At 58.4% G+C, this 22,107-nt stretch carries 30 protein-coding genes and 2 pseudogenes; 10 read left to right on the plus strand and 22 right to left on the minus strand.

What is annotated here, in order from left to right:
- Positions 1-233: 233 nt before the first annotated feature.
- The 6 genes from BJ928_RS33845 to BJ928_RS38640 all read right to left on the minus strand — a co-directional run bounded on the left by BJ928_RS33845 (position 234) and on the right by BJ928_RS38640 (position 2,988).
- Complete coding sequence (locus BJ928_RS33845; RefSeq protein WP_047636633.1) at positions 234-536, minus strand: hypothetical protein; 303 nt, start codon at positions 534-536, stop codon at positions 234-236.
- Positions 533-796, minus strand: coding sequence for a hypothetical protein (locus tag BJ928_RS33850; RefSeq protein WP_047636635.1), 264 nt, complete (start codon positions 794-796; stop codon positions 533-535). Before BJ928_RS33850 ends, BJ928_RS33845 begins: the two co-directional genes overlap by 4 nt.
- 442 nt (positions 797-1,238) lie before the next feature.
- The gene (rpsU, locus tag BJ928_RS33860) at positions 1,239-1,481 is read right to left on the minus strand and encodes a 30S ribosomal protein S21 (RefSeq protein ID WP_047636637.1); all 243 of its coding nucleotides are present in this window, start codon (positions 1,479-1,481) and stop codon (positions 1,239-1,241) included.
- Between the two features lie 401 nt (positions 1,482-1,882).
- Complete coding sequence (locus tag BJ928_RS33865; protein ID WP_047636638.1) at positions 1,883-2,092, minus strand: cold-shock protein; 210 nt, start codon at positions 2,090-2,092, stop codon at positions 1,883-1,885.
- A gap of 496 nt (positions 2,093-2,588) precedes the next feature.
- Positions 2,589-2,747: a hypothetical protein gene (locus BJ928_RS39015; protein ID WP_156151467.1), complete on the minus strand. Its 159-nt coding sequence runs from the start codon at positions 2,745-2,747 to the stop codon at positions 2,589-2,591.
- Positions 2,748-2,772: 25 nt separating this feature from the next.
- The gene (locus BJ928_RS38640; RefSeq protein ID WP_147413968.1) at positions 2,773-2,988 is read right to left on the minus strand and encodes a hypothetical protein; all 216 of its coding nucleotides are present in this window, start codon (positions 2,986-2,988) and stop codon (positions 2,773-2,775) included.
- An 892-nt stretch (positions 2,989-3,880) separates the two neighbouring features.
- Between BJ928_RS38640 and BJ928_RS33870 the strand changes: the two are divergent.
- A pseudogene (locus tag BJ928_RS33870) lies at positions 3,881-4,057 on the plus strand (NADP oxidoreductase coenzyme); the annotation flags it as partial.
- 340 nt (positions 4,058-4,397) lie between these two features.
- On the opposite strand, the gene BJ928_RS33875 reads toward BJ928_RS33870, so the two are convergent.
- The gene (locus tag BJ928_RS33875) at positions 4,398-5,270 is read right to left on the minus strand and encodes an AraC family transcriptional regulator (RefSeq protein WP_047636639.1); all 873 of its coding nucleotides are present in this window, start codon (positions 5,268-5,270) and stop codon (positions 4,398-4,400) included.
- Positions 5,271-5,402: 132 nt separating this feature from the next.
- Here BJ928_RS33875 and BJ928_RS33880 point away from each other — a divergent pair, with 132 nt between their 5' ends.
- Both BJ928_RS33880 and BJ928_RS33885 read left to right on the plus strand, forming a co-directional pair.
- Positions 5,403-6,146 (plus strand): SDR family oxidoreductase, encoded by a 744-nt coding sequence (locus BJ928_RS33880; RefSeq protein WP_047636640.1) that lies wholly within the window; start codon positions 5,403-5,405, stop codon positions 6,144-6,146.
- A gap of 13 nt (positions 6,147-6,159) precedes the next feature.
- Positions 6,160-6,501 carry a nuclear transport factor 2 family protein gene (locus BJ928_RS33885; protein ID WP_082012038.1) on the plus strand — a complete coding sequence of 114 codons (342 nt, stop codon included), beginning with the start codon at positions 6,160-6,162 and terminating at the stop codon, positions 6,499-6,501.
- 299 nt (positions 6,502-6,800) lie between these two features.
- On the opposite strand, the gene BJ928_RS33890 is transcribed toward BJ928_RS33885, so the two are convergent.
- The 5 genes from BJ928_RS33890 to BJ928_RS33910 form a co-directional block, all read right to left on the minus strand.
- Complete coding sequence (locus BJ928_RS33890) at positions 6,801-7,547, minus strand: glucose 1-dehydrogenase (protein WP_047636642.1); 747 nt, start codon at positions 7,545-7,547, stop codon at positions 6,801-6,803.
- Between the two features lie 26 nt (positions 7,548-7,573).
- Positions 7,574-7,954 carry a DUF427 domain-containing protein gene (locus BJ928_RS33895; RefSeq protein WP_047636643.1) on the minus strand — a complete coding sequence of 127 codons (381 nt, stop codon included), beginning with the start codon at positions 7,952-7,954 and terminating at the stop codon, positions 7,574-7,576.
- Between the two features lie 25 nt (positions 7,955-7,979).
- Positions 7,980-8,726 (minus strand): SDR family oxidoreductase, encoded by a 747-nt coding sequence (locus tag BJ928_RS33900; RefSeq protein WP_047636645.1) that lies wholly within the window; start codon positions 8,724-8,726, stop codon positions 7,980-7,982.
- Positions 8,727-8,807: 81 nt separating this feature from the next.
- On the minus strand, positions 8,808-9,644 hold the full coding sequence (locus BJ928_RS33905; RefSeq protein WP_047636646.1) for an alpha/beta hydrolase: 837 nt from the start codon (positions 9,642-9,644) through the stop codon (positions 8,808-8,810).
- A 26-nt stretch (positions 9,645-9,670) separates the two neighbouring features.
- Positions 9,671-10,417, minus strand: a complete 747-nt coding sequence (locus tag BJ928_RS33910) for a glucose 1-dehydrogenase (protein ID WP_047636648.1) — start codon at positions 10,415-10,417, stop codon at positions 9,671-9,673.
- Between the two features lie 174 nt (positions 10,418-10,591).
- Between BJ928_RS33910 and BJ928_RS33915 the strand changes: the two genes are divergently transcribed.
- Positions 10,592-11,500: a LysR family transcriptional regulator gene (locus tag BJ928_RS33915; RefSeq protein ID WP_047636649.1), complete on the plus strand. Its 909-nt coding sequence runs from the start codon at positions 10,592-10,594 to the stop codon at positions 11,498-11,500.
- Between the two features lie 366 nt (positions 11,501-11,866).
- On the opposite strand, the gene BJ928_RS33920 is transcribed toward BJ928_RS33915, so the two are convergent.
- From BJ928_RS33920 to BJ928_RS33940, 4 genes are all read right to left on the minus strand, one after another.
- Entirely contained in the window at positions 11,867-12,130 is a 264-nt protein-coding gene (locus BJ928_RS33920; protein WP_348628278.1) for a PHB depolymerase family esterase, read from the minus strand.
- 355 nt (positions 12,131-12,485) lie between these two features.
- Entirely contained in the window at positions 12,486-13,010 is a 525-nt protein-coding gene (locus tag BJ928_RS33930; protein WP_047636652.1) for a hypothetical protein, read from the minus strand.
- Complete coding sequence (locus BJ928_RS33935; RefSeq protein WP_047636654.1) at positions 12,988-13,734, minus strand: SDR family oxidoreductase; 747 nt, start codon at positions 13,732-13,734, stop codon at positions 12,988-12,990. The genes BJ928_RS33930 and BJ928_RS33935 overlap by 23 nt, the downstream gene beginning before the upstream one ends.
- A gap of 90 nt (positions 13,735-13,824) precedes the next feature.
- On the minus strand, positions 13,825-14,799 hold the full coding sequence (locus tag BJ928_RS33940; RefSeq protein ID WP_047636655.1) for an SDR family NAD(P)-dependent oxidoreductase: 975 nt from the start codon (positions 14,797-14,799) through the stop codon (positions 13,825-13,827).
- Positions 14,800-14,914: 115 nt separating this feature from the next.
- Here BJ928_RS33940 and BJ928_RS33945 point away from each other — a divergent pair, with 115 nt between their 5' ends.
- Positions 14,915-15,526 (plus strand): TetR/AcrR family transcriptional regulator, encoded by a 612-nt coding sequence (locus BJ928_RS33945; RefSeq protein WP_047636656.1) that lies wholly within the window; start codon positions 14,915-14,917, stop codon positions 15,524-15,526.
- Between the two features lie 253 nt (positions 15,527-15,779).
- On the opposite strand, the gene BJ928_RS39020 is transcribed toward BJ928_RS33945, so the two are convergent.
- Together BJ928_RS39020 and BJ928_RS39770 are read right to left on the minus strand one after the other, a co-directional pair.
- Positions 15,780-15,842, minus strand: a complete 63-nt coding sequence (locus BJ928_RS39020) for a CbtB-domain containing protein (RefSeq protein WP_082012039.1) — start codon at positions 15,840-15,842, stop codon at positions 15,780-15,782.
- Between the two features lie 46 nt (positions 15,843-15,888).
- A pseudogene (locus BJ928_RS39770) lies at positions 15,889-16,029 on the minus strand (DUF302 domain-containing protein); the annotation flags it as partial.
- 784 nt (positions 16,030-16,813) lie between these two features.
- Here BJ928_RS39770 and BJ928_RS33965 point away from each other — a divergent pair.
- The 4 genes from BJ928_RS33965 to BJ928_RS33980 all read left to right on the plus strand — a co-directional run bounded on the left by BJ928_RS33965 (position 16,814) and on the right by BJ928_RS33980 (position 19,414).
- Positions 16,814-17,698: an NmrA family NAD(P)-binding protein gene (locus BJ928_RS33965; RefSeq protein WP_047636678.1), complete on the plus strand. Its 885-nt coding sequence runs from the start codon at positions 16,814-16,816 to the stop codon at positions 17,696-17,698.
- A 21-nt stretch (positions 17,699-17,719) separates the two neighbouring features.
- Positions 17,720-18,094, plus strand: a complete 375-nt coding sequence (locus BJ928_RS33970; protein WP_047636660.1) for a hypothetical protein — start codon at positions 17,720-17,722, stop codon at positions 18,092-18,094.
- Positions 18,095-18,159: 65 nt separating this feature from the next.
- Positions 18,160-18,876 (plus strand): SDR family oxidoreductase, encoded by a 717-nt coding sequence (locus BJ928_RS33975; RefSeq protein ID WP_047636663.1) that lies wholly within the window; start codon positions 18,160-18,162, stop codon positions 18,874-18,876.
- A 79-nt stretch (positions 18,877-18,955) separates the two neighbouring features.
- Positions 18,956-19,414, plus strand: coding sequence for a MarR family winged helix-turn-helix transcriptional regulator (locus tag BJ928_RS33980; protein WP_047636664.1), 459 nt, complete (start codon positions 18,956-18,958; stop codon positions 19,412-19,414).
- 335 nt (positions 19,415-19,749) lie between these two features.
- On the opposite strand, the gene BJ928_RS39025 is transcribed toward BJ928_RS33980, so the two are convergent.
- Positions 19,750-19,917: a hypothetical protein gene (locus tag BJ928_RS39025; RefSeq protein ID WP_156151468.1), complete on the minus strand. Its 168-nt coding sequence runs from the start codon at positions 19,915-19,917 to the stop codon at positions 19,750-19,752.
- Positions 19,918-20,251: 334 nt separating this feature from the next.
- On the opposite strand from BJ928_RS39025, the gene BJ928_RS33990 reads away from it, so the two are divergent.
- A complete protein-coding gene (locus BJ928_RS33990) occupies positions 20,252-20,617 on the plus strand; it encodes a response regulator (RefSeq protein WP_047636665.1) in 366 nt (121 codons plus the stop codon).
- Positions 20,618-20,721: 104 nt separating this feature from the next.
- On the opposite strand, the gene BJ928_RS39840 is transcribed toward BJ928_RS33990, so the two are convergent.
- The 3 genes from BJ928_RS39840 to BJ928_RS39850 form a co-directional block, all read right to left on the minus strand.
- Positions 20,722-21,216 carry a sensor histidine kinase gene (locus BJ928_RS39840; RefSeq protein ID WP_348628279.1) on the minus strand — a complete coding sequence of 165 codons (495 nt, stop codon included), beginning with the start codon at positions 21,214-21,216 and terminating at the stop codon, positions 20,722-20,724.
- Between the two features lie 27 nt (positions 21,217-21,243).
- Positions 21,244-21,612 (minus strand): PAS domain-containing protein, encoded by a 369-nt coding sequence (locus BJ928_RS39845; protein WP_348628280.1) that lies wholly within the window; start codon positions 21,610-21,612, stop codon positions 21,244-21,246.
- A 321-nt stretch (positions 21,613-21,933) separates the two neighbouring features.
- Complete coding sequence (locus BJ928_RS39850) at positions 21,934-22,101, minus strand: hypothetical protein (protein WP_348628281.1); 168 nt, start codon at positions 22,099-22,101, stop codon at positions 21,934-21,936.
- Between the last annotated feature and the right edge of the window lie 6 nt (positions 22,102-22,107).

Consider the following 22,107-nt stretch of genomic DNA (forward strand, 5'->3'; position numbering starts at 1 on the left):
TCAGATACTATCCGGTGAGCTCACATCCGGCCCGCAGGTAGCTTTGCCCCGTAGCTGAAAACTCTAAAATCAATGGGGCGTAGACGGCGCATACGTTTCATTCGAAGCGACGTATTTCGAATCTGGACCGAGAGAGCGCCGACATCGTTTTCCCATTTGCTAGGTGCAATGGTATTTGACCGTTGCTCGATCTGGTCGTCGATAGTTCTGCTGCTGCTCTTTTTGCGTTTCCCTCAGCTGGGGCCGAATGTCTTCTCGATGAGGGTCGCGCCAAAGCCGGACGATGGACTAACCAGTTCCAGAGCATCCTCCGTCGTCACGCGTTCATAGCGCTCGTCTTCGTTGCGGATGCGGTATTGCAGCATGTCCCCCCTCGCAGGCAATGTGCCAGTGACGCGATAGATGTCCGTCGATGTGGAAGGAAATGTGCGGAAACCATTCTTGAGTTGCACCAATTGTCCCACCGCGAAGATATGTGTCGCTGGAGTGCGACGGATCGGGTGGCCATTGCGCTGTAGAGTAGCTGGTGTGGTCATGATTGCTGGTGGTCCTTTTCAAGGATGGTTTCGAGGTCCGCTATATTGATCGGCACCATCTGTTGCGCCGAACCCTGCATGGCAATCGCCGGCAGGTATATGAAGGCGGCAATACGCCGCCATGCCAGCCGAAAGACACCTTCGAGAGGCTCCTCGTCGTAATCGACACGATATTCCCCGGCCGGTTGTGGCGCTTCGAAGCCTGGCAGCCGGAACGGATAGGAAAAGCTAATGACGGTTTGCGTGGTGCGAGTGTTCATGACGCTAGGCCTCTGCGGGAACACGCGGATGCGGCTCCCTTAATCATTCACATTCGAACTGAAGCGATCCCAAGCTGCCGCTGCAATGGCCGTTCTCGTTTGCTAATTGTGTATTGCGGCCTACAAATCCTAAGCGTCGAAGGTTGCTATGCTTTTTGAGCTTTTGAAGAATTGGCTTTAGGACGGGTAGCCTTTTTGGGCGCCTCCGCCACTGGTTGAGCCAGCCGAAGTGCGCGGAGTCTCTCCGTCTTCTTCTCTCTGACCGTAGCCTCAGCGTCCACGATATCCCTTGCCGCAGCGTCTGTCTGGGCAAGCTTTGATTCAGCCGATGTTCGACTCGGCTTGAAAAAACGATCTTTTTTCGCACTCATACCTTACCTCTCAAAGCGATAGACGATACGCCGAGCCCGACACACTGACGGAGAACTCAAGAGTGTGATCCTCACCGCTGTCTTCTAATTGCTTTCTTTTTCGGCGCAGGAAGAAGGCCTTCTCGCTGTGCCTGCTTGCGGGCGAGTTTGCGGCTCCGGCGGATGGCATCAGCTTTCTCTCTCGCCCGCTTTTCAGAGGGTTTTTCATAGGCGCGGCGAGCCTTCATTTCTCGAAACAAGCCCTCGCGCTGCATCTTCTTTTTTAGAGCGCGAAGCGCCTGGTCGACGTTGTTGTCTCTTACATCTACTAGCAAGCTTACTCCTTCAACTATCGCTTTCGGAGGCTGACGGCGTTTAAATTGACCCAGCCTAAGAACTTCCCATCTGGCGGAGAAAGCGCGTCTTGCGTTGGTAATGAGAACGGATGACATCAATGCCAATCGGAGAGGACGTTCAAACTCCTTGTCTCGAATCCAACGCGATATTGCGCGCTATCTTCCGCACCAGACAAGCAGTATCGAATCTGAATGCGGCTCAAGGGGGCCGAGCTTCTAAGAAAGCCGGCTTTTAGCAGGATTGTCTCACTCAGCCGGTAACGCCAACAATAGATACGGTTGTCCGGTGGGCAAAATAAAAGGCCGGGCATGGCCCGACCTCTCACAGTCATTCAGCTTGGCTGCCAGTACATCCGTGGTCAGCGGAGCGAATGACGAATTCAAGCCGTCTGAAGGTTGTCGGCGGAACTCTTGCCGGACTTGCGGTCTTGCACGATGTCGTAGCTGACCTTCTGGCCGTCAGCGAGTGACCGGAAACCGGCGCGCTCCACTGCGGAGATATGCACGAAGACGTCCGTGCTGCCGTTGTCAGGCTGGATGAAGCCGAAGCCCTTTGTGGAATTGAACCACTTTACAGTACCAGTGTTCATAACGATGTCCTTTCAAAGCAATCGTTGTGGCTCCCGCGATGCCTTGCGGGATAAGATCGATTATTTGAGAGGAGATCCGACGGGAGCGTAGTGCTCTTGAACGACATCACAAGCAATGGTCGATAACTACAATATAGGCGCAATTTCTGATTTGGCAATGGACAATGCGAAAATTGGCAATATGCACCTATGCCACATCCCGCAAAACGTTCGCCATCAAGGCCGGCATGCAGGAACAAACCGCGCAGCTTCTTCGCGCCATCGAAGGCCTTGAACCGCATCGACGGCTTGCAATAACGTCGCTATGGAGCCTTTGAGCGAACTATTGGGCGCGCGGCACGCACATCATACCAGAGTTCCTATCCCCTAAAATGGATGGGAGCTTTTCGTTTTGATGCACCGCGCGGAGGCGGGCATGAAAACGATGAACTGATCGCGTCACTGGCTTGGCGGCTTGTCGTTGCTTTTGACGTCTTGGGCGTCTAGCTGCCTGTGCTCAAACGCCTTTTGAGGTGCAGTAACCTTCGGAATAAGGATTCCCATTTTCTTGGTTCTTTTGTGCGCCGGCTTCTGTGCCACGCTCATATGCATTTGCAGCATTGCTCTCGATGGAATGCCTTGTGTCAGATGCGGGCTGCTTGAGATGTTTTGCCATAACTAGTTCCCTCGACGGTGGTTTTCTATTGTTGAGCTGGAACGACCACCGGGGTGGTGGTTGATGGTTGTGCGGTTATCTGCGCCGAGCCATTAAGATCCGTCATGCTGGTGTAAGGCCAAAAACCCCAAGCGAGCAGCGTGACCACCATAATCGCAAGGACTGCGATCCATGAGATCCAGGGGTTGTAGCGATCCGGAGTCGTCCTGAGGTCTGGCTTTGGTCTATTGTCGTTGCTCATCTGGTGTCCTCCCTGATGGCTAAATCCCAACTGCGGCCAAGGTTCCAAGCTATGCAAGCGAAAGAGAGAGGCGCACCAAACAAAGTCGGCGGAGGGTAGTAAGTTTTTGGGTAACTGTTGACGAGTTACGTGGGTCTCTCGATCAGCTCCTGAACCACCACGAAGACAGCCGGCGCCAAAATAATTAAATTATTATGAAATTTTTCCCCGAAAGGGTGATACTATGCCTGCTCCATAGAAAATAATTATAACAAGGAGCCGCAATGACAAACGTTCTTTTCGCAACTGCCGTCCGTAGGTCGCTATTTTTTTTGATCCAAAGCAGCGTTTTGATAGCCATTACAGCGGCTATGTTCGGCGTTGAGTTTTCGTCAATTTACCTTCGGTCATGACGATGACGAGATCTCCAAAATTCAAATGTCCGATCAGTGAGAAAACTCAAACCGTTTTCCGGCCAATCAAATCCGGCGATGTCGCCGGCCGTCTGGAAAGGGCCGCGCTTCTGAAAGCCTTACGGATCGAGCGTGATCGCCCGCTTCGACCTCAAACTGCCCATTAGACCCAATGCATCAAAAGAATTGAACTGATGTGGTTGTCTTCTCTATTCGGCGTGGTGAGGTCAAGCACCTTCTGACTATCCGCACCTATGGTGATTGATGGCTTCGCAGTATCACGCTTCTCTCCGGGGTCGGCCTTTATGGCCCTCCCATTATGGGACCAGAAGAATGGGGCGGAACAATCTAATCGGCGACCTGATCGCAATATGCGACCGCAACAGACAACCACGCGAACTCACCCCGTCCATCGTCCTGCGAAGGACATCTTTCCACCAACGGCGGAATCGTATTGTCTCCTTTGGTTCTCGCTCGCTATCCTGGTTGCTGGTTAAGCCGTGTTCCTGGCGAGCGACGACGACGCTGCCGCAGACGATATTGGCGCGCTTGCGGAACATCTCGGCTTCGCGCCGATCAAGATTGGCGGGCTGTCGGAGGGAGGTCTGCTCGTCCAGGCGCGCGGAAAGAGCTGGGGGCATCTCATCTTCAAGGACCTGCTCAAGTTCGACGCATAAAACGACGTCCCACCGACAGGACCACGATGCACGGATCGGATTGAGCACGATCCGGTCCCAGCGGAATGGGCGCGGATCGGGTGTTTTTCAGAGTCCGTGTTGATTATCGTTCGAATTTGACCCAATTTTTCATCTCGGACGGATCCGCCCAAACCGCGAGACGATGTTTTCAATCAACACTATAAATGCAATTAGGTGATACAATGCGAAATGAAAAAGCGGCGCAAATCTAGGTGAAACTCAACAACCGGGAAAGCTTCAGAGTGTCGGCTTAATCGAATTCCCGCTTCTTTGGGCTTGAATAGAAGCGCGCCTTCGACCCGCCGCCAAACAGTACCCTCTATGCCCGCAGTTTTGCTGCATCTTTCGACGGCGGCAGACCGAACTGCCTGGCATACTCGCGGCTGAACTGGGTTGGGCTCTCATAGCCGACACCAAATGCTACGGACGTGGCATTGCCTTCGCCCGCGATGAGAAGAGATCGAGCGTGCAGCAATCTCACGTGCTTCTGATACTGTAGCGGGCTGAGTGCGGTCACAGCCTTGAAGTGGCGGTGAAACGCGGAGACACTCAGTGCAGCCATCTCCGCCAAAGCATCTACACGTAGCGGCTTGGCGAAATTTTCTCTGATCCACTGGATGGCGATGCCGATCCGGGACAGAGCTGTGTCAGGTGTCGCGACTTCCCGCAGCATCCGGCCGAGGGGTCCCTGCAGTACCCGGAAAAGAATTTCGCGCTCATAGGCCGGTGCAAGAGCGGCAATCTCGCTCGGGCGCTCCATCAGGCGCAGCATCCGCAGCCAGGCATCCAGCAAGTCGGGCGTCACCGGCGTGACCGAAAAGCCAGGGCTGAAAAGTTCGCCTCCAACAGGTTTGGGCAGGTCCGCCAGCAGATTGGCAACGATCGCCGGCTCAAGCGTCAAACTGATGGCGAGATAGGGATCTCCGTCGGCCGAGTGGTGCACGGTCCCTACCGCTGGCAGATCGACAGACATCACGAAATACGTCGCAGGATCGTATCGAAACGTGCGATCGCCGACAGTCATGGTCTTTGATCCCGTCAGGATCAGATTGATCATAGGATCGTAAACGGCGGCCAGCTGATGTTCCGGGATCTCTCCCTGAACCATCTCAACGCGCGGAATGCCTGTCTCTGTCCGACGGTTCTCCGCCCGGGACGCCAGTTGCCTAAGCTCTTGAAGCTGTGTGTCCATGAAATCTTGTCTCACACGGAATGTCAGGATTCAACGAGAAAGCAGAAATAGGCAATATTCGAAGAGGATCGTGCGAGCGACTTCGATTCCCGGTGGCTATTGATTGGGCACAGCCAAGCGAAGGAGTAGAACATGAGAATCGTCATCATAACCGGCGGAAGCCGCGGCATTGGGGCAAGCATCGCAGTGCAATGTGCCAAGCGCGGCATGGGCGTCATTCTAACCTATAACAGCAACACCCAAGCTGCCAAGAAGGTCGTGAGCGCTATAGAAGCGGGCGGCGGCAAGGCCGTCGCTTTGGAGCTGGACGTGGGCAGCAGCGCTGCGTTCCCGGCGTTCCACGACGCGGTAGGCCAAGCGTTGGCGACGATCTGGAGCGCCAAATCATTCGACTTCCTCGTCAACAATGCGGGCTATGGCCTCTACAACTCGATCGCAACGGTGAACGAAGACGATTTCGACGGCCTGTTTCGCGTGCATCTCAAGGGGCCGTTCTTCCTCACTCAGGCACTCCTTCCGCTGATGGTCGATGGCGGCCACATCGTGAACGTGACGAGCGCGACCAGTCGCGTCGCCACCGCGGGCGTCGCGCCCTATGCCTGCTTCAAAGGAGGGCTCGAGGTCCTGACCCGCTACATGGCCAAGGAGTTTGGCGAGCGTCGCATCCGCGCCAATTCCGTCGCGCCGGGACCGATCCGCACCGAGCTTGGCGGCGGCCTCACGGACGAATTCGAGGCACTGCTGGCCGGGCAGACAGCGCTCGGCCGCGTCGGGGAACCGGACGACGTCGGCTGCATGGTTGCCAGCCTGTTGTCGGACAACAACCGCTGGATCAACGCCCAGAACATCGAAATCTCTGGCGGTTACATCATTTGAGGAAGCTGACGCGATGAGCGCTACCACTTTGCGCGCGAAAGCCGATGCGCTGATCGCCGCAACCAACGCCTTCGACGCCGACACGGTGCTAACCCTGTTCGCCCCGGATGCGGTCATCGACGACCCGTCTACAGGTCACCGCTTCGACGGTCACGTCGGGATCCGCGACTATATCGACCGCTATTTCGCGGGATATCACACGGTCACCCGTTTCCTCTCGATCGAGATGACCGGCAAAGCCCAAGCCCGTGTGCGGGTCGATTTCACCGGTGATTTCGGTCACGAAATCGGCCTTCTCGACATCTCAATCAACTCCGACGGACTGATCGTGCGCATCGACGCAGACCTCGAATAGTTAAAGAAGACGCAAAACTATAAAGACAATCGCGGTTTTGGATCCGCCAGCTATGCGGGTGGTGCGTTCGCGGGGCTGAACCTCGTTTTCGCAGGCCTTCGCCGCGATCCATGCCGGCGTCCGCCATCTCGACTGCTACATAGACCGCGAAGCCCTGGCGCTGGACGCCCAGGGCCGAACGGGACGGCTCGTGCTCAGCGTTGCAATGCTTTGGCAGCCTCGCCGGGTGTGCCATGACCCGCCTCGATAGCACAAGGTCGACAGCAAGGGCCGACCTTGTGCATTGCGATCGAAAACCTTCAGCGTAGGCCACCGCCGGCCAGAACGATCTCGCCCGTCAGCCATCGAGCATCGTCGGATGCCATGAAGGCGACGACGTCAGCGATGTCCTGGGGCTGGCCCAGTCGGCCAAGCGGGGTCTGGGCGATGATGCCGGCTTCGAACTCAGAAGCAATCATGCCGGCCGAGTGCGTGCCTTCAGTCTCCGTGAGGCTCGGGTTCACCGAGTTGACGCGGATTTTGCGGGCCCCGAGTTCCTTAGCCAGAACGCCGGTGATGACATCCACCGCCCCTTTCGTTGCGGTGTAGACTGCGGTTTGCGGCGGCGTGATAGCGGTCACACCGGAGCCGATGTTGATGACGCTACCGCCTTCACCGAGATGTTCTGCAGCCGCCTTGCTCACCAAAAGCAGGCCCAGCACGTTGATGTCGAACATCTTGTGGAACTGCTCTTCGTTGACCGTTTCCAGCGGACCGAACTCATAGACGCCCGAGTTGTTCACCAGGATGTCGAGACGGCCATAGTTGGAGATGGCCGTATCCACGATTGCCTTGGCCTCCGCAGCCTTCGAAACGTCGCCCTGAACGGCGACGGCCTTTCCGCCGGCGCTTTTGATCGCTTCGACGACGGAATCCGCGCCGGACTTGCTGGAGGCGTAGTTGACGACGACAGAAGCGCCGTTTGCGGCGAGCGTCTTGGCAATAGCCGCGCCGATGCCTTTGGAGGCGCCGGTTACGACGGCCACCTTGTTGGTAAGCTTAGACATGATGAAGTCTCCGTTGATGACGCCGTTCAGGCGTCGTGTTGCTCGATCGCGTCAATGCGATCGGGATAGAAAGCGAGGTGATCTTTGATCTCGGCCACGGCGTCGTAAGGCGCTTCGTAGGTCCAGATCGCATCGACCGACCGCTCGCCACCGGCCGGAATGTTGAAGTAGGCGGCCTCGCCCTTGTAGGGGCAGTAGGTCGTCATATCGGAGCGCGTCAGGAAGGTCATATCGACGTCCTTGCGCGGGATGTACTGCACGGGCGGGTAGCCAGCTTCTTGCAGGGTCAGGGCCTCGCGGGTGTCCGCGATGACACGGCCGCCCAAAGTGACGGTCACACGGCGGCGATTTAGCTCGACCGTGATCGGATGATCGGGGCCGGGGATTTTAGGGGTGCGGTTGGTCATGGTAACCTCCTGTTGGTTCTGGCGTTCAGAGCTTCGAGCCGCCGTCCACCCGCAGCGTGTCGCCCGATACCCAGCGCGCAGCGTCGGAGGCCAGAAAGGCAATGGCGCCAGCGATGTCTTCAGGCTGCGCGACGCGCTTCAGCGCCTGCATGCCGAGGGTGAAATCGCGACCGGCGCCGGTTTTGGCGAAGCTCGACATGTCGGTTTCCACCACCCCGGGGGCAACGGCGTTTACCCGAATTCCTCTTGGCCCGAGGACCTGGGCGAAGTGCTTGACGAGGGTGTCGATCGCGCCTTTGGTCGCGGCATAGGCCGAAAGATTCCCTACCGCCGCGTGGGCCGCGAGCGACGAGATGAAAATGACGCTGGAACCCTCGTTCAGGATCGGCAGCAGCTGCTGGACCAGGAAGAACGGAGCGCGGACATTGACGGCGAAGAGCGCGTCAAAATCCTCGATCGTCGTCTCCTCGATCGTGGCGGCGCTAGAGATACCGGCGTTGGCGACCAGAATGTCGAGACGAGCGCCCACGACATCCTTGACCTTCGCCGCGAGCCTATGCGGCCCCTGCGGATCGGAGAGATCCGCTCCCACGGCTTCAGCCCGGCCGCCTGCAGCTTTGATCTGATCGACGACCGAGCGCGCTTCAGCAGCATTACGGCCGTAGTGAACGAGAACCTGGGCGCCAGCCTTGGCAAGCGCGAGGGCAGTTGCGCGTCCGATACCGCGCGAAGCGCCGGTCACGAGCGCGGTCTTTCCGCTGCACGGTGTCATGATTGATCTCTCTTTGAAGGGCTAGGAGGGGCCGACCGGAGGCGTCAGGCGCCACCGATCGGCTCTACATGCCGGTGCACGTCAGGCGTTCAGGAACATGTTCGTGTGCGCGACGAACAGCTCGGGATACTGATTCTGTGGACCGTGGCTGGAGTCCGGATAGACGATGAGCTGCGCGTTCGGCATATGCTGCTGCAGCGTGTACCCGTTGATCGTAGGAATGATCAGGTCGTTGCTGCCATCGACCACGAGCGTTGGCTGGTGGATGTCGGCGAGGTAATCCCAGACGCCGTCGCTCTTCTCGTTCGAACTGACGATCGCTGCGTACTGCGCCGTCGCTGAGACCTCACTCACTTCGGGGCTGCGATCCTTACGGCGATGCTTGCGCTCAAGGTACTTCAGCCCAGCGGCATAGCCTTTCTCATTCGGCAGGAAATGTGCGGCGATCCAGAGGTGTTCCGGCGGATCGTAGGTCGCAGAGAAAATCTCACCTGCCTTGCTGGCGGCGGTATCGGCGCCGCGGGGCCCGGTACCCACCAGGACGAGTTTACGCACCAGATCGGGTGCCTGTACGGCGATCTCCTGGGCGACCTTGCCGCCGACGGAGTAGCCGAGGACATCGACCTTGGTGAGTCCGAGCGCCTTGATGAAAGCGACGGCATCCGTTGCCATACTGGGGATGGTTGAAGGTGTCACCCAGGAGCTGGCGCCGATGCCGGCATTATCGAACAGGATTACTTCGCGCTCCTGTGCCAGCCCGTCGGTCACGGCTGGGTCCCAATGGTCCATAGTGCCACGGAAATGGATGTTCATGACAACAGGAATACCGCTAGTCTTGCCAAAGCGGCGATAGGCGAAGCGGATGCCGCTGGCCTCGACGAATTGGGTCGGGACGGTATCATGCGTATGGGTAGTCATGGCAAATCTCCTTGTGCGGATTGCGATTAGCTGGCGGTCCTGCCGCCGTTGACGTTGACGATCTGGCCGGTGATGAATGAGGCTTTGCCAGAGGCCAAGTAGAGAATGGCATCCGCAAGCTCCTCGGGCTGTCCGGCGCGGCGCAGCGGGATCGAGGCAAGAAGCCCGGCCTTGCGCTCCGGTGAGCCGGTGAAGCGATCGAGCATTCCAGTCTCGACAGGGCCGGGTGCCACCGCGTTGACGCGGACACCGAAAGCGGCAGCTTCCAGGGCGCCTGTTTTGGTCAGGCCTTCGACGGCATGCTTGCTGGCGACATAAAGCGAGGCGTTCGGGGCACCACGGCTGCCCATCGTCGAAGATATATTGATGATGCTGCCGTAGCCCTGAGGCTGCATGACGCGCAATTCGTGCTTCATGCAGAGCAAAACGCCGAGCACGTTGGTCTCGAAGGTCGCCGCGTAAGCGTCGGGCGTCTGATCGACGATCGGCGCTGGTGTGCCTTCCGTGCCGGCATTGTTGACCGCGACGTCGAGGCGGCCGAAACGGGCAACGGTTTCCTCGATCAACGCCTGGACGTCGCGCTCATTGCGGACATCTGCCTTGATGAAGCCGGCATCCACGCCGAGGGCACGGAGTTCGCTCTCCAATGCCGCACCGGTCTGACCGTTGCGTCCTGAGACAACGACCTTATAGCCTTCTTTCGCGGCTGCCAGGGCCGTAGCACGGCCGATACCGGCGAGTGCGCCCGTGATCAGTATAACATTGCCGTCCATTGCCAACTCTCCTTAGCCCCTTAAATCAGGCCTTAGTGATAAGCAGTGGTCTGGCTTCAAGCTTCTGCGAGGGCCGACCGCCGCTGTTCGTTGACAGAATAGTTATGCCTTCAATGCTTGCAGGAGAAAGACTTTGTCTGATAGGTTCCCATACCTCTGAGGTATGAGGCATCTATGGAGCTTCGCCATCTTCGCTATTTCATCGCCGTCGCCGAGGAAGGCAGCGTGACGCTCGCCGCCGAAAAGCGGCTGCACACGGCGCAGCCCTCTCTCAGTCGGCAACTTCGTGATCTTGAGATCGAGGTTGGTGCGCCGCTTTTGAGCCGAAGCGCCCGGGGGGTTGAGTTGACCGAGGCCGGGCGCGCCTTCCTCACGCACGCACGCGTTTCGGTCAGCGAGGCGAACGAGGCGGTTCAGGCCGCCCGTCGTGCCGCGCGGCCGGCGAAGGCGGTATTCTCCGTTGGTTTTCTGACCGGGCAGGAGGTCGATTGGCTTCCCCACGTCACGCGCATTCTCAGAGCCGAGCTGCCGAAGATCGAGTTCAAGGTGACGAGCATGTACTCGCCGGATCTCGCCGAGGCACTGCAAAACGGCGAGATCGATCTCGGCTTTCTGCGTATAGAGCCGAAACCGGACGTGACCTATAATGTGATCGCCAAGGAGCCGATCGTCGTCATTCTCCCCAGTGACCATCCGCTGGCGGAGGGGAAGGAAATCGACCCGAAATCGCTCGAGGGAGAAACGCTCGTCGGCTTCTCCGATATTGCCATCGTACTAAGGACGGTGGTTGAGGACTATCTCCTGAAAATGGGCGTTGATGCTACACCCAGCCATCGCGTCGAGAATTTCTCGACCGTCTTGTCGCTGGTCGCGTCTCTTCGTGGCGTGGCGCTTATGCCTGCTTATGTGGAGGCTCTTCTCCCGTGGTCGGTGGTGAGCCGACCTCTAAAAGGCGAGCCGCTCACTATCGATCTGGCGGTGGGCTACCGGTCAGACAACCCCTCACCTGTGCTTAAGGCGTTTCTCGCGGGGCTCGATCAGCTCGTTGCAGCAGGTCCGGCCGGGACGCGACAGATGCGTTGAAGATGAGGTCGCACCGCTCCTTCGGCAGAAGATCAAACGGCGGCATTATTCTTGATGAGGCCAGCATCAGGCTCTGAGCACTTGGTGTCGAGTCCGCGGATGCTAGTCAGTGAGTGGGACCATTCGCGATGCGCCGTCCGGACAACGTTGCACCCCTCGCTCCGTTTCGTGATGGTCGGCAGGTGCTTCACGCCACAGTTTGGTGGCCGCATTGCCAGCCGTGCGATGGTGCACTTGTCGGTCGGCGAGACCCAAAATCTAAGCCGTGCGCCGTCGTATTAGGCCGCAAACTTTCTTTGGACTGTACGCTCTGATCCCAGATCGAATGGTTCAATCAGCTCTCCTAGACGGTTACGAGCGTGCCTGTCATGGCTCCCCAGCTGACAGTCCGACGATGTAAACGCGGCCTCGATCGGCCCGATATCGTTTGAGGGTATGGTCGACCATCTGCTTGATGGAAAGCAACTCGCGGCTGTCGCGCGCGACCGCGCTTAATCGAAACCAGTTGAAGCATCTTTGTGGATTGTTCGAATGGGCATCTCCGGATAGAGCAGGATGAAACCTTGATCCGTTGCGAGCTTCGATTACGACTCTGAGACTGCCGGCCACCCGGTAAAAAGCCGGCCGCATACCCCAGACAGCGAAATTTTTCTCGGGCCAATGGAGGGCCGGCGAAGTTGAGGCCGCCCGTCCCGATCATCACGACGCCAAGTGGGGAAGGTCGAGAACGATAAATTTGATTACCAGCATAGTCAGGTTCCCGCTTTCAATGTGTAGACGGAGCGGCGCTCGCGTTGTGGGCATCGCTTGCAGGAAGGCCCACACGACTGAGACGGCGCGGCGAACTTTCCCAGGCTCCGGCGCTGCATACTTGGCTGTGTGTGTCATCAGAGGCTCCTCGGAAACGATGATCGGCCCTACGCGGGTCCCGGATTAGATGGCCGTTAGGCCGCCTTCCTCTCGGTGCCGAAGACGAACATCAGGATTACACAAGGGTCGTCCGATCGGTTGAGGAATTCGTGGAAGGCACCTTCTGCACGAAGAGGTCGCCTTCTCTGGCGGTGACCGTGTGCACTTGCCCGTCTTCTCCCGGATAGGCGATATTCACTTCGCCCTTGAGCACCACCGCAAGGTCGATAGTGTCGGTCCGGTGCATTGCCCCCCCGAGCTCGCTTGGGGTCATACCCCCGCCGGTGCCGAAATCGATCTTTGCCATCAACGCACCGAGATCCGTCTCACCCGCTTTCTCAGGGGGAACGACTTGGAGATCGACGCGGAGCGAATCCTTTGGCCCGAAGATCCCAAGCCGCTTGTATTCACCGAGAACCTGCTCAGGCGTAAGGGGCAATTGGGGAATCTTGTCGAAACCCCAGATATTCGTGACCCGATCGGCGGTTTCGGTATCGAGAAGATCGTCCACCTGCATGACGACACCAGCCTTGGTCTCGGCGCTCACAATTCGTCGCATCTTCATTTTACCCGCCCCCTCAGAGTTGCGACCAGCCGCCATCGACCGGAATCTCAAGACCGGTCGTGAAGGTCGCGTCGAAGGCGAGGAAGAGAACAGCCTTCGCAATCTCCTCGGAGGTCCCGAAGCGCTTCATCGGGATCATGTCGACCGTCTTCTCCCGGACCCGGGCGGCCACATTCTTATCGGGAAACACTTTGTCGAGGATCGGCGTGGCGATGGGACCGGGCGACACGGCATTGACGCGGATGTCCTGGGGAAGCAGCTCGGTTGCGAGGGTCCGAGCCAGGGATCGCAGTGCGGCCTTGGCCGCGCCATAAGTGGCTTGCCCAGGCAGTCCCTTGACGTTGGCGACCGATGTCGTGAGGAGGACGGAACCGCCGCGGTTAAAGAGAGGCGCGAACTTCTGGACCGCGAAGAACGGCCCCTTGGCATTGAGGTTGAACATCTCGTCGTAGATGGCCTCGGTGACGTTCGCGAGCGGCGCTGGGGGACTGAAGCCCGCGTTGACGAAGAGCAAGTCGATGGTGTCGAACTCGGCCTTCACCTGAGCGGCGAGGGCATCGATATCGGTCAACGATCGCGCGTCGCTCGAAACCACGATGGCATCAGTCCCAAGCTCCTGCTTCGCCGAGTCCAGTCCGCCTTGCGAGCGGCCTATCACCAAAACGCGCGCGCCTCCATCGAGGAGCATCTTCGCTGTCGCGAGACCCATGCCGCTCGTGCCGCCGAGGATCACCACCTTCTTATCTTGATACCGTACCATTCACATTCTCCTGGGACGCCATTCCGCCGGTTGGTTTTTAGACCATTTCGGATGATATTTCTGCGACGCGATGGCGTCACGCGTCACGCGTCACGAGACCGCGCCCAAAGACGCCGGGTGAGACAAGTCGGCGCCGGAGACCTTGACGACGGCCTGCCACGCAGCCTCCTGACTGGCGCGAATGTGGAGGTGTGGCTGGCGCTGCAGCTCCATCGGGCCTGAAAACTTACCCTTCGCCGAAGCGAAGAATCGCCCTGAGACGTCGGTTCCCAACTCCGATGCCTGGATGTAGCGACTGGCCGCAACCTCCGGCGTCTGATTCATGCCGGGAATGAGGTTTACGATCGGAATCAGCAGATACTTCAACAACGGGCCAGCGTTTCGTGCGACGTTGGTGGCGTTCGACGCCCCGGGCGAGACAGCGTAGACGGCTATACCGGACGGTAGGCGGCGCGCCAGCGCCTCAGCCCACCAGGCGATCATGAGTTTCGCATCTGCATACGCAGTGTTAGGCGAGTACCTCACGTTTGTTCCGCTGCGAATGAGGGCTTCAGCAGCCGCAGTTAGGTCGCCACCATAGTATTTGGCTGCGAAGGCCGACAGGTCGGTATATTTGAACATGGGCACACCCCCGCGAGCAGGCTCCGCGCTGGTGATGACAATCCGCGCTTCGGGGCTCAGCAGGTTGGCGTTGAGCAGCCCAACGGTCAGTTCATGGTGGCCGATAAGCGGGGCCTGGGAAGCTTCAACGCCCTCCGTAGTGATCACGCGTTTCTTTGTCGGGACCAATCCGGCATTGAGCAGCAGGAAATCGACCGGGCGACCTTGTTTGACCAGCTCGGCGACCGCAGACGTGGCACTGGCGGCCCTGTTGAGATCAAGTTCCAGCGGCGTGAAGATCCGCTTCTTGGTCTCGTCGGCAAGCTGGGCGGCGATTTCCTTGCTCTTGGCCAGGATGCGCCCCGTTACGATGACCTCCTGCCATCCCCCATCGGCGAGCAAGCGAGCTGCGGCATAACCGAGCCCCGACGTAGCGCCGGTGACCAGAGCGATTGAATGTCTCATATTTGGTTCCACCTTCAGAGAGGATCAGGTCGTGAGGCCAGGAGCTAGCTTGCTAATTATGGACTGAAACCTTATATATTCGTACAAATCGAACGGTCAAGGATTTTTGGACTAAATGCAAAATAATTCGACCAGGTCGCGGGGGCGGCCGCGCAACTTCAACGAGAGCGAAGCGCTGAAAAAAGCGACGCAGATCTTCTGGTCTAAAAGCTACGACGGAGTGGGGATCGACGATCTCATCGCGGGTATGGGTGTGGGACGGCAAAGCCTCTACTCCGTGTTCGGGGACAAGCGGACGCTCTTCCTGCGCGTCCTTCGGGCTTACGCCGAGCGAAAAGGCGCCGGCGCTGCGAAAGCGCTCTTCTCGCCACCCGCGCTTCGCGACGCGCTCGCAGGATTCCTGAGGCACGCTGTGGACGCCGCGACCGAAGAAGGGTCGGTCGCAGGGTGCCTAATGATATGCGTCGCACCCCTCGTAGACGACGCTGAGGTCAGGCAGTTCCTGAAGGACGCAGCAGCTGGCGGCGTGGCACTCGTGGAACGTCGTTTCTGCGATGGCATCGAAGCGGGCGAAATCCCGTCTGACTTTCCTGTCGCCACGCGCGCGCGCCAAGTCATCGACCTTGCCCGTGGCCTGACGATGCACGCGCAGTTGGGCGCGCCGCGCAAAGAGCTCCTGAAAGACGCTGAGGAAGCGGCCCGCTTGGTGCTACTGTCCCCGCCTTGAGCTGCGAGCCGCTAGAAGTTTGGTGCAGGATTGCGTCAAGGTCTTGACCGGCAACTTGCGCTAGCACCGCCTGCGCTGTCCATTCAGACCGGAAGGAGAGCGTCGGCCGTTTCGATGGCGTCCCAGTGACGCCAATAGTAGTTACCTCAGCCTGCAGGATCAACGGCACCGGAGCGCCGCTGAAGCGATGCCTGCGAAACTTCCCGCTATCAACGCAGTAAAAAAGCGTTCGAAAGAACTGCATTGTCGGCGTTCAATGGCAAGGAAAGCTGAGGGTATGACGCACATCGTGTGCTGCGTCGTGAACGGCCGGCATATTCGCAAGATGCTCGCCGCCCGAGCTGTATGCCCTTCAGCGGCAGATCGATCCCGCTCTGTTGGTTCTGTTGCAGAAGAGCGGTGCCAACCTTTGGATTCCCGAATACCAGAAGGATGGTAGTCTCCAGACACAGACACGCCTCTGCGGCATCGGCTGGGAAATCGATCCGAGAAAAGACCTTCATGCCCCGCTCGATCAAGGCTTCGGCCAAACGATCGATCGTCTCGCTGGGAGGGCAAAGGGATTTGGAAATGAGTAGCCCCTCGGTCACATTGCACCGCCTTTGGTAGAATGCGGCGCCGCGGCCGCTATCTGGATGCCCTTGATGGGTCGGTCAAACGCAATCCTGATGATCTCAAGAGCCAGAAGCATTCCGACCAACTGCGCGGCGATGAAGCACGCTTCGGTATGCGGACGCAGAGCCGTTGCCCCGGTTGCATAGATAGCAGCGAAGGTCACAGCAGGATTTGCGTAGGATGCTGACGGCGTCGCCAGGATTGCAGCGGTGAGCCACGCCCGAACGGCGAATGGCCCCCGTTTCCCACTTCGCGCTGTGTGCGCAACCAAGCACGATCGTCAGCAGGCCGGCGGAGGCGGCTACCTCAGTGACAAGCAGTGTCATGCTTGTGATCTAACCGCCCAGCTCCAAGTATCTGCTCGGACTCTTTTTTTCAGTCGCTACAGGGCGTCATCGCCGCGGCGCGCAGCACCCCGGGCTCCGATTTGCGTCGTTCGCGAGATTTGGCGGCCTTTCTTGCTCTCGGAGCTCGTCGAGTGTCGGGTTCCACCATCCCCGGAGCCGCTCGTGTTCTCTGGGCTTTGACCTTTCAGGCCAGGTATGGACGAGTTCATCAATGGTAGGCTCGCTCCAGTCGCTACCCCCTCAAAGAAAACTTGACATTAAGGGCATATGCTCCTATATCAATTGCCATCGAGGGTATATGCTCTTATTTATTGGAGAATTGATGATGAGTGAAGAAGCAAACATTCTAGTCAGTGGTGCAACCGGGCGGACCGGGGGCGCGGCGATCGACGAGTTACTGAAGATGGGCCACAAGGTTCGAGCTTATGTGCGCTCGAATGACGACCGCGCAGAAGCCCTGCGCAGCTGGGGTGTCGAAATCGCCGTTGGCGACTTTACGGACATCGACCAAATCCGTTCGGCAATGGAAGGTATCAAGTCAGCCTATTTCCTGCATCCGATCACACCGGGAATCCTGGGTGCCGCCGCGTACTTCGCACAAGCAGCAAAGGAAGCGGGCGTTACCTCGATCGTCAACATGTCACAGATTTCAGCGCGTCGGGAGTCGACCAGTCATGCGGCCCAGGATCACTGGATCTCGGAGCGCGTCTTTGACTGGTCGGGTATCGCGACGACCCATCTGAGGCCGACGTTCTTCGCCGACTGGCTTGTATATCCACACTTCGCGAAGGAAATCTGGGCCTCGAAGAAGATCGAGTTCCCGTTCGAGAACGGTCGCCATGCGCCGATCAGCTCCGATGACCAGGGCCGCGTGATCGCTCATCTGCTGGCAAAGCCCGAAGGTCACGGCGGCAAAATCTATACGCTTCATGGCCCGGTGGAAATGAACCATACCGAGATCGCCGCCGCGATGAGCGACGCTCTCGGCGCGAAGATCGAATACGCGCCGACCTCGATTGAGACCTTCAAGGACAAGATGGAGAACCTGTACCAGTTTCCGCCCTTCCTGGTGCAGCATCTCGTCGAGGTCGCGCAGAATTATCGCGAAGGCATCTTCGCCGGTACCAACGACGTCGTCGAGCGCCTGACGGGAACGCCCGCTCTATCGGTTCCGGAATTCATCGCCAAGTATCGCAACGCCTTCCATTGAGACGAACTGGGGAGAACGATAATGTCCAACACGCATGAAGAACGACATCCCTTCCTCGACGATCTGAGCGAGGATGCGGAGCTTATCAGCTCCGTCCTGCGCGGCCCGGTGGTGGGTCGTGAGACGATCCGCAAAGTCGTGGACGCTGTGGGAACATTCTACGTCGAGCAGAACCCGACCTTTATCGGCACTGTCGGCTCGCGGACACTTCTCGAATACGAAGCGAGGTTGACGGGCGGCGAACGCCTCAACGCGGTCGCCGTCATCGATCGCGATCCGGACGGGGCCGTCCCGAGGGTCAGTGTGCGCATGGGTCCTGTCGACGCCGTCGTGGCCCTCGCCAACAGCCTTCGAACAGCGCTTTCCGGTCAATTACCCGAAGAGCTTTTTCTTTGAACCCACGCTCCTCGATCTCCGAGACGGGGACGAGGCGAACATCTAGTCAATCAAGGAGACGTGTCATGGAAATCAGGAATGCAACTGTCTTCGTCACCGGTGCCAATCGCGGTCTGGGCCTCGCCTTTGCCCGGGAGGCGGTCCGTCGCGGCGCGAAGAAGGTTTATGCCGGCATGCGCAACACGAGCGGTTTCGACGAGCCGGGCGTCGTCCCGATCCGCATCGACGTCACCGATGACGCAACGATCGCAACGGCGGCCGAGATCGCAGCGGATACCACGGTCCTGATCAACAATGCCGGCATCGCGGCTCTGATCGAAAATCCTCTGGCTGCGGACTTTGAAAGCCAGTCGAAGGCGCTGTTCGACACCAACTACTATGGTCTGGCGCGGGTCACCCAGGCGTTTGAGCCCGCCCTGTCGAAGCAGCCCAAGGCGGCGATTATCAACGTCCTGTCGGACATCGTATGGCTGCCGCGCCCCTACCTGACGCCGTATGCCGCGTCCAAGGCCGCCGCCTGGAGCTACACCAACCAGTTGCGATTCCACCTCGTCGACCGCGGCATCCAGGTTCTCGGACTTCATGTCGGGTTTCTCGACACCGATTTGACGAACGGTATCGACGTGCCGAAGACCAATCCCACCGACGTTGCCACCCAGACCTATGATGCGCTTGCCGAAGGGAAAAACGAGATCATGGCAGACAAGGGGACGGTTCTGCTAAAGAGCACGCTCGCCGACGAGGTGCCGGGCTACATCTCGCCTCCGCCCGGATTGTTTTGAACCTCGAAGCCTGACGAATGCTTGGCGTCTTCCGCAATCTGCGTGAAGACGCCGCTGTATTGGAGTGAAAGGAACGACAATGCTGTCGACAAACCAACCCCTGGGAATCGACCAATGCAACTGCAACGCCATGCGAAGAGCAAGCCGGCAGATCACCCGTCTGTACGACGCCCACCTTCAGCCGGTCGGCTTGCGCATCACGCAGTTTCTCATCCTCGCCGCCCTCGCAGAGGCGAAAAGCGCCACCGTCAATATGTTGGCCGAGCGGCTCGACGTGGAACGTACAGCCATGGGAAAGATGGTCGGTACATTGGAGAGGGACGGCTTCGTTACGATGAAGCCCTCGCCCACGGACGGCCGCTATCGGGTCATTGAGCTGACCCTTGAAGGCGATGCCCTGCACGAAGAGGCATCGCCTCTCTGGAATGCGGCGCAGGTGGAGTTTGCGAAGCTCAACGGTGCGAAGAGTGTCGCCACCCTCAGGAAGGAACTGGACGCCATCGTCGTCGAGGACGGGGTCGAGCGTCCAGATGCTTGATCGCACCGCCGGCATTGCCGGTCTTGTCACTCTGTCGCTGCCGTAGAGCTCGAACTCGAACCCCGTGGCATAAAAAGACTGGAGACCTCAACGTCGCCTGCGACTTCAAGTGCTGTTTGCATTAGTCGCACCAGAGTCGTCGTGTGGTCCATATCTGGTTCCGTGCGGCAGCGCGGTCTAGCCGAGTGTCTTCGACACCACGTCGTTCGACGCTCTGATGACGGCCTGAACATAAGACAGGTCGCGGAGGTGTTCGCTTGGAAGGATGGCATGCGCATTGTTGTTGAACATCGCTCCGCTGCGGCCATCGATCTCCAGAGACACGAGAAGCGGCGTCAGCCCCCGGAGAACTGCAGAAGCATCTTCGACAGGAAGATATTTGCACGAATACCAGTCTTCACGGAGTCTGGGTTTAGCCCGAGCACGTCGATCCGCGGGAACCGCCGCGCAATGTCGAGCACCGGGCCCTCGTTGCCAGCGACGGTGTTCATGTTCGCCTTCATGCGCCCGTAGCTCCTCTCAGAGTTCAGATCGTCAACGTTCGCCTTCTGGCCAGACCCTGGAAAATCCATCACAAGGCATCAAAAAAACATGAAGCTCATCAATATAAGGACGACTACTTGCTACTCGCCGGCGAGCTACTGCACGCGCTGAAATGCCCACATTGCCGGTGTGTCTCCTACGGGTGCCCGCTTGCAATGGCGAAAGACCGCCCTATCAGGGCAATTTCCAAGCCGCACTGGAACGCATTGAGAGAAACGCTAGTTTGTACGATACTGGACGATTGGTTCGAGGGCTTGAAGCAGAGCCGCTATCCTCTCTTGGAGATCAGGCATCATGCGCTCACTCCCTGTCACTGTATTGGTTGTCGAAGACGAGGCGCTCATAGGGTTGGCGATCGCAGACGAACTCGAGGATCAAGGTTTCGTCGTCTTCTCGGCCAGTAGTGCTGACGACGCCATCAAATTGATCGAACGTCATCCCGAAATCGCGGTTGTTTTTACCGATATCGATATGCCGGGGACCATGGATGGTATAAAGCTTGCAGCCTTCGTGCGAGATCGCTGGCCGCCCATTAAGATCATTGTCACGTCAGGGCGAGTTAATCCTAAAGGTAGTTTAGCCGAAGACATACCATTTCTCGCAAAGCCATACGACCATGCGACTGTGGTGGGAACGATACGCGGCTTGATGTCTCTTTGAGCAACGCAGTTAAGAGCAGCGGGTTGGTTTCTCTTGATGCACGCTTAATACCCGGATGACGGGCGTCGGCGGCCTACGCTCTCATGTAGGCATCCGCTCCGAATTCAGGACGCTAATGCGGCTTCGCTCATCCGGATCTTGATAACGACGCCGCCGGCGGTCCAATCATCCCCGATACTACCGCGGAACTGGCCAGCAATCGTGCGCTGAACGAGTTTGCTGCCGACACCGCTCGAACGCCAAGCGGGGTCGTCGACGGGTCCGCCGTGTTCGGCCCAGACGATGTCAATCAAACCATCATCTACAGTACCGGAGACATCCAGAAGGCCAGCGTCGGTCGAGAGCACGCCGTACTTCAGGGAATTCGTCGCCAGTTCATGAATGACCAACGCGAGACCGCTGGCCGACTTTTCTCCGAGACCCATGCGAGGAACAGCAACACGGACCCTCCCTGCGAACGCGCCGGCATTATCATATGGCGCCCACAGGACCGAGAATATGTCTCCAAGCAGCGCTGCCCGCCCCTCGCCATCGGGTAGAGGTCGCACAAGGTCATGGGCACGGCCAAGCGCGGTTAGTCGCTCGGTCAGCTGGCACACCCTCTCTTCCTTTGTTCCTGTCGATCATCACGTCATCGCCGTCAGGCCTGACGCAAGGGCCAGGAGGTTCTTGACGCAATGGCTTATCTCGCCGGCAAGAAGTTCATGATCTGCCTCGGCCTGCTTGCGCCCGGTGACATCGAGGAAGATGCCTGTCATCTTGCGTGCCTCGATGTCGCGGCCCTTCTCCTGCCCTCGTGCAGAGACCCAACTGACCTGTTTGGCCTCTGTCAAAATACGAAAATCGATCTCGAACGGCCCGTCGGTAGCGCGCATTGCGGCAAATGCGGTCCGAACCCGATCACGGTCGGCCGGATGAATTTTTGCGGAGAGGTCTTCAAAGGTCAAGGCGCCTTTTCGAGGGACATCCCACATCTGGTATGCTATCGCGTCCATCAAAAATGTATCGTTGTCGATTGTCCACGGCCATAAGGCAACACCCGCAGATCTTACCGCGCGTCTCAGCTCTTCCGCAGTCCATTCCAGTTGGAACGAAGCCATATCAGGCTAAAGCACCTTCGACGACAGCGCTAATCGTACTGGTCCATCTATTCGAAACCTCATGGAGTCGCAGAAAAAGCATTTTCGTGCCAAACACCACTACGGTCAGTCCGCGTAGTCACGGTCGAGATCCCGGAGAGCGACACTGATCTCATCGATCGTAACCGGTTCGGGCGTTCCTGGAATGTGACGGAATGCCGGGTTCGAACCGACTGCTTAGTAGTCTGAAGCCCATGCCGCCAGGATCGTCCGCTTGTCATCGACGGACAGTGCCCGCGCTTGCAATACATCTCGTGGACGTTTCAGTCGAAGGCCGGGAAGCAGCACCAATGGTCCCATCGCCGTTGCGGTGCCGGCGATCTCGTGCAACTTTTCGCGTATCATCGCAGC

Source organism: Rhizobium sp. WW_1 (assembly GCF_003610155.1).
Classification (GTDB): Bacteria; Pseudomonadota; Alphaproteobacteria; order Rhizobiales; family Rhizobiaceae; genus Rhizobium; species Rhizobium tropici_A.

What these genes read in the sequence shown, in the direction of transcription:
- BJ928_RS33845 (WP_047636633.1), bottom strand. Translation starts at nt 536, where the DNA reads ATGACCACACCAGCTACTCTACAGCGCAATGGCCACCCGATCCGTCGC.
- BJ928_RS33850 (WP_047636635.1), bottom strand. Translation starts at nt 796, where the DNA reads ATGAACACTCGCACCACGCAAACCGTCATTAGCTTTTCCTATCCGTTC.
- BJ928_RS33865 (WP_047636638.1), bottom strand. Translation starts at nt 2,092, where the DNA reads ATGAACACTGGTACTGTAAAGTGGTTCAATTCCACAAAGGGCTTCGGC.
- BJ928_RS39015 (WP_156151467.1), bottom strand. Translation starts at nt 2,747, where the DNA reads ATGGCAAAACATCTCAAGCAGCCCGCATCTGACACAAGGCATTCCATC.
- BJ928_RS38640 (WP_147413968.1), bottom strand. Translation starts at nt 2,988, where the DNA reads ATGAGCAACGACAATAGACCAAAGCCAGACCTCAGGACGACTCCGGAT.
- BJ928_RS33875 (WP_047636639.1), bottom strand. Translation starts at nt 5,270, where the DNA reads ATGGACACACAGCTTCAAGAGCTTAGGCAACTGGCGTCCCGGGCGGAG.
- BJ928_RS33880 (WP_047636640.1), top strand. Translation starts at nt 5,403, where the DNA reads ATGAGAATCGTCATCATAACCGGCGGAAGCCGCGGCATTGGGGCAAGC.
- BJ928_RS33885 (WP_082012038.1), top strand. Translation starts at nt 6,160, where the DNA reads ATGAGCGCTACCACTTTGCGCGCGAAAGCCGATGCGCTGATCGCCGCA.
- BJ928_RS33890 (WP_047636642.1), bottom strand. Translation starts at nt 7,547, where the DNA reads ATGTCTAAGCTTACCAACAAGGTGGCCGTCGTAACCGGCGCCTCCAAA.
- BJ928_RS33895 (WP_047636643.1), bottom strand. Translation starts at nt 7,954, where the DNA reads ATGACCAACCGCACCCCTAAAATCCCCGGCCCCGATCATCCGATCACG.
- BJ928_RS33900 (WP_047636645.1), bottom strand. Translation starts at nt 8,726, where the DNA reads ATGACACCGTGCAGCGGAAAGACCGCGCTCGTGACCGGCGCTTCGCGC.
- BJ928_RS33905 (WP_047636646.1), bottom strand. Translation starts at nt 9,644, where the DNA reads ATGACTACCCATACGCATGATACCGTCCCGACCCAATTCGTCGAGGCC.
- BJ928_RS33910 (WP_047636648.1), bottom strand. Translation starts at nt 10,417, where the DNA reads ATGGACGGCAATGTTATACTGATCACGGGCGCACTCGCCGGTATCGGC.
- BJ928_RS33915 (WP_047636649.1), top strand. Translation starts at nt 10,592, where the DNA reads ATGGAGCTTCGCCATCTTCGCTATTTCATCGCCGTCGCCGAGGAAGGC.
- BJ928_RS33920 (WP_348628278.1), bottom strand. Translation starts at nt 12,130, where the DNA reads ATGCGGCCGGCTTTTTACCGGGTGGCCGGCAGTCTCAGAGTCGTAATC.
- BJ928_RS33930 (WP_047636652.1), bottom strand. Translation starts at nt 13,010, where the DNA reads ATGGCGGCTGGTCGCAACTCTGAGGGGGCGGGTAAAATGAAGATGCGA.
- BJ928_RS33935 (WP_047636654.1), bottom strand. Translation starts at nt 13,734, where the DNA reads ATGGTACGGTATCAAGATAAGAAGGTGGTGATCCTCGGCGGCACGAGC.
- BJ928_RS33940 (WP_047636655.1), bottom strand. Translation starts at nt 14,799, where the DNA reads ATGAGACATTCAATCGCTCTGGTCACCGGCGCTACGTCGGGGCTCGGT.
- BJ928_RS33945 (WP_047636656.1), top strand. Translation starts at nt 14,915, where the DNA reads ATGCAAAATAATTCGACCAGGTCGCGGGGGCGGCCGCGCAACTTCAAC.
- BJ928_RS33965 (WP_047636678.1), top strand. Translation starts at nt 16,814, where the DNA reads ATGAGTGAAGAAGCAAACATTCTAGTCAGTGGTGCAACCGGGCGGACC.
- BJ928_RS33970 (WP_047636660.1), top strand. Translation starts at nt 17,720, where the DNA reads ATGTCCAACACGCATGAAGAACGACATCCCTTCCTCGACGATCTGAGC.
- BJ928_RS33975 (WP_047636663.1), top strand. Translation starts at nt 18,160, where the DNA reads ATGGAAATCAGGAATGCAACTGTCTTCGTCACCGGTGCCAATCGCGGT.
- BJ928_RS33980 (WP_047636664.1), top strand. Translation starts at nt 18,956, where the DNA reads ATGCTGTCGACAAACCAACCCCTGGGAATCGACCAATGCAACTGCAAC.
- BJ928_RS39025 (WP_156151468.1), bottom strand. Translation starts at nt 19,917, where the DNA reads ATGAAGGCGAACATGAACACCGTCGCTGGCAACGAGGGCCCGGTGCTC.
- BJ928_RS33990 (WP_047636665.1), top strand. Translation starts at nt 20,252, where the DNA reads ATGCGCTCACTCCCTGTCACTGTATTGGTTGTCGAAGACGAGGCGCTC.
- BJ928_RS39845 (WP_348628280.1), bottom strand. Translation starts at nt 21,612, where the DNA reads ATGGACGCGATAGCATACCAGATGTGGGATGTCCCTCGAAAAGGCGCC.
- BJ928_RS39850 (WP_348628281.1), bottom strand. Translation starts at nt 22,101, where the DNA reads ATGATACGCGAAAAGTTGCACGAGATCGCCGGCACCGCAACGGCGATG.